Annotated in this window: 3 protein-coding genes and 2 pseudogenes; 2 read left to right on the forward strand and 3 right to left on the reverse strand. The window is 71.7% G+C overall.

Going from position 1 to position 2,459, the window contains the following annotated elements; genetic code table 11:
- Positions 1-228 (reverse strand): annotated as a pseudogene (locus tag ROTAS13_RS22970) (hypothetical protein); the annotation flags it as partial.
- Between ROTAS13_RS22970 and ROTAS13_RS22975 the strand changes: the two are divergent.
- Entirely contained in the window at positions 227-928 is a 702-nt protein-coding gene (locus ROTAS13_RS22975; RefSeq protein WP_058389319.1) for a YggS family pyridoxal phosphate-dependent enzyme, read from the forward strand. The pseudogene ROTAS13_RS22970 and the gene ROTAS13_RS22975 sit on opposite strands and share 2 nt — an antisense overlap.
- A 149-nt stretch (positions 929-1,077) precedes the next feature.
- Positions 1,078-1,569: a protein-export chaperone SecB gene (gene secB, locus ROTAS13_RS22980; protein ID WP_019462426.1), complete on the forward strand. Its 492-nt coding sequence runs from the start codon at positions 1,078-1,080 to the stop codon at positions 1,567-1,569.
- A 37-nt stretch (positions 1,570-1,606) separates the two neighbouring features.
- Here the strand turns inward: secB and ROTAS13_RS22985 are convergent, their stop codons facing one another.
- Together ROTAS13_RS22985 and ROTAS13_RS22990 are read right to left on the reverse strand one after the other, a co-directional pair.
- Positions 1,607-2,074 carry a universal stress protein gene (locus ROTAS13_RS22985; RefSeq protein WP_019462427.1) on the reverse strand — a complete coding sequence of 156 codons (468 nt, stop codon included), beginning with the start codon at positions 2,072-2,074 and terminating at the stop codon, positions 1,607-1,609.
- A gap of 191 nt (positions 2,075-2,265) precedes the next feature.
- Positions 2,266-2,459 (reverse strand): annotated as a pseudogene (locus ROTAS13_RS22990) (hypothetical protein); the annotation flags it as partial.

Genomic DNA, 2,459 nt, shown 5'->3' on the forward strand with positions numbered 1-2,459 from the left:
CGCCAGGGCGGGCAGCAGCTCTGGCGCCAGGTCGCGCGCCAGCACCGCCGCGCCGCGCGGCAGGCCGAGGGCGGCCTCGCGCGGGTCGGGCAGGCGGCGGGCGTCGGAGACCAGCCAGAGCCGGGGCAGGCCGTCCCGCCCCGGACGCGGCCGGAAGCGGCGTGCCGCGGCGACGATCTCCTCCGCGGCTATCTTCTTCGGGCGCGGGCGTTTATCCCTCCCCTCCATGAGCGACGCCTCCTCCCTCGCTGATGCCCCCATCCCGGCCGCCCTGGCCCGGGTGAAGGCCGAGATCGCCGAAGCCTGCGCCAGGGCCGGCCGCTCCCCCGACTCGGTGCAACTGGTCGCGGTTTCCAAGACACATCCGGCGGAAAGCGTGGTCCAGGCCCTGGCGGCCGGCCAGACCGTCTTCGGCGAGAACCGCGTGCAGGAGGCCCAGGGCAAGTTCCCCGCCCTGCGCCCGGCCCATCCGGAGCTTCGCCTGCACATCATCGGCGGGTTGCAGACCAACAAGGCGCGCGACGCGGTGCGGGTGGCCGACGTGATCGAGAGCCTGGACCGGCCCAAGCTCGCCGAAGCCCTGGCCGCCGCCATGGCGAAGGAAGGCCGGCGGCCGGAGCTGCTGGTGCAGGTGAACACCGGGGAGGAGCCGCAGAAATCCGGCATCGCCCGCGCCGAGGCCGGGAATTTCCTGCGCGTCTGCCAGGAGGAGTACGGCCTCTCCATCTCCGGCCTGATGTGCATCCCGCCCGCCGGCGAGGACCCGGTGCCGCATTTCGCCTTCCTGGCGGAACTGGCGGCCCGGCACGGGCTGAAGCGCCTGTCGATGGGCATGAGCGGCGATTTCCCGCTGGCCATCGCCCAGGGCGCCACCCATGTGCGGGTGGGGACCGCGATCTTCGGCCACCGGCCCTATCCCGCCGCCTGACCGCCGCAGCGCCACCTTTCCTGCCCCCGCCCAGGGGACATGCGGGGGGGCACGCGAATGGCGAGGCCGTCGCGCCGCATTCGCCTTCCGATGGCGGGACGCCCATGCTACCCGCCGCCTCACATCACCCAGCCCATCGCAGGTTTGCCATGTCCGATCCGATCCAGCCCGTCCTTCCCGGCGACAGCAACGCGCCGCCGGCCCCCCTGGTCGTCAACCTGCAATACGTGAAGGACCTGTCCTTCGAGGTGCCGGGGGCGCCGGAGGTCTTCACCCAGCTGCGCGAGCAGCCGCGCATCGATATCGGCCTGGACGTGCAGGCCCGGCCGCTGCAGCAGGACGGCAACACCTTCGAGGTCTCGCTGCAGATCCGCTGCGATGCCAAGTCGGGCGAGACCACCGCCTTCATCGCCGAGCTGGTCTATTGCGGCATCTTCACCGTGAACGTGCCGCAGGAAAGCCTGGAGCCGGTGCTGCTGGTGGAATGCCCGCGCCTGCTCTTCCCCTTCGCCCGCAACGTCCTGGCCGATGCGACGCGCGAGGGCGGCTTCATGCCCGTGCTGCTGACGCCGATCGACTTCGTGGCGCTGTGGCAGTCCCGCCGCGCCCAGGCCGGCCAGCCGCCCGTCGGCAACGCCTGAACCCGAACAGGCCGGCGGGGAGGGTCCGCCCTCCCCGTCACGTCACCCGGTCGAGCTCCTCGTAGCTCATGCCGCCCGGCACGATGGTGACGGGGCAGCGGAGCCGGTGGGAATGGCGGCTGGTCATCGCCGTGATCAGCGGCCCGGGATTGCCGCCGGAGGCGGAGGCGGCCAGCACCAGGATCGAGATGCGCGGATCGCTCTCGATGAGGCCCAGCACCTCCTCGATCAGGTCGCCCTCCCGGATGATGATCAGCGGCAGCCCGTCGGTGATCTCCTGCACCTCGGCGGCCAGGGCGGACAGCATCTGCTCCGCCTCCTCCCGCCGCTCCTGCTGCAGCAACTGGCCGACGCCGGCCCATTCCTGCAGCCCCACCGGCTCCGTCACCCGCAGCAGGGCCACCCGCCCGCCGGATTTCTTCACCCGCAGGCAGGCATAGCGCATCGCCAGCACCCGTTCCGGGCTGTCATCCACGACGACGAGAAAGACGCGGTCGCTCGGCAAGCCAGTTCTCCCGGAATCCGCATCGCGGCGATCCGCGCGGCGGTGTGGTCAGTGTTTCCCGAACGGGGCGAGGCCGGGCTCCGACCCCTTGCAGCCTGCCATCGCGGCCCCACGAAAGGCCAGGATTATAGGGAAGGCCACGGCGCTTGCCACGCCCGGGGGCCAGTCTCCCTGGAAGCAGGCCGCCGCGCTCACTTGCCGATGCAGAAGCTGCCGAAGACGACATCCAGCACCTGCTCGACCCCGACCCGGCCCGTGAGGCGCCCCAGGGCCAGCGACGCGGCGCGCAGTCCCTCGGAGGCCAGTTCCGGCACGGGCGCGGTCTCCGCCCCGGCCAGGTCTGTCTCTTGATCACATCTACGCACAGCTCCACCGTAAGGCGAAT

The organism is Roseomonas sp. TAS13 (genome assembly GCF_001950415.1).
Taxonomy (GTDB): domain Bacteria; phylum Pseudomonadota; class Alphaproteobacteria; order Acetobacterales; family Acetobacteraceae; genus Roseomonas; species Roseomonas mucosa.

What these genes read in the sequence shown, in the direction of transcription:
- secB (WP_019462426.1), top strand. Translation starts at nt 1,078, where the DNA reads ATGTCCGATCCGATCCAGCCCGTCCTTCCCGGCGACAGCAACGCGCCG.
- ROTAS13_RS22975 (WP_058389319.1), top strand. Translation starts at nt 227, where the DNA reads ATGAGCGACGCCTCCTCCCTCGCTGATGCCCCCATCCCGGCCGCCCTG.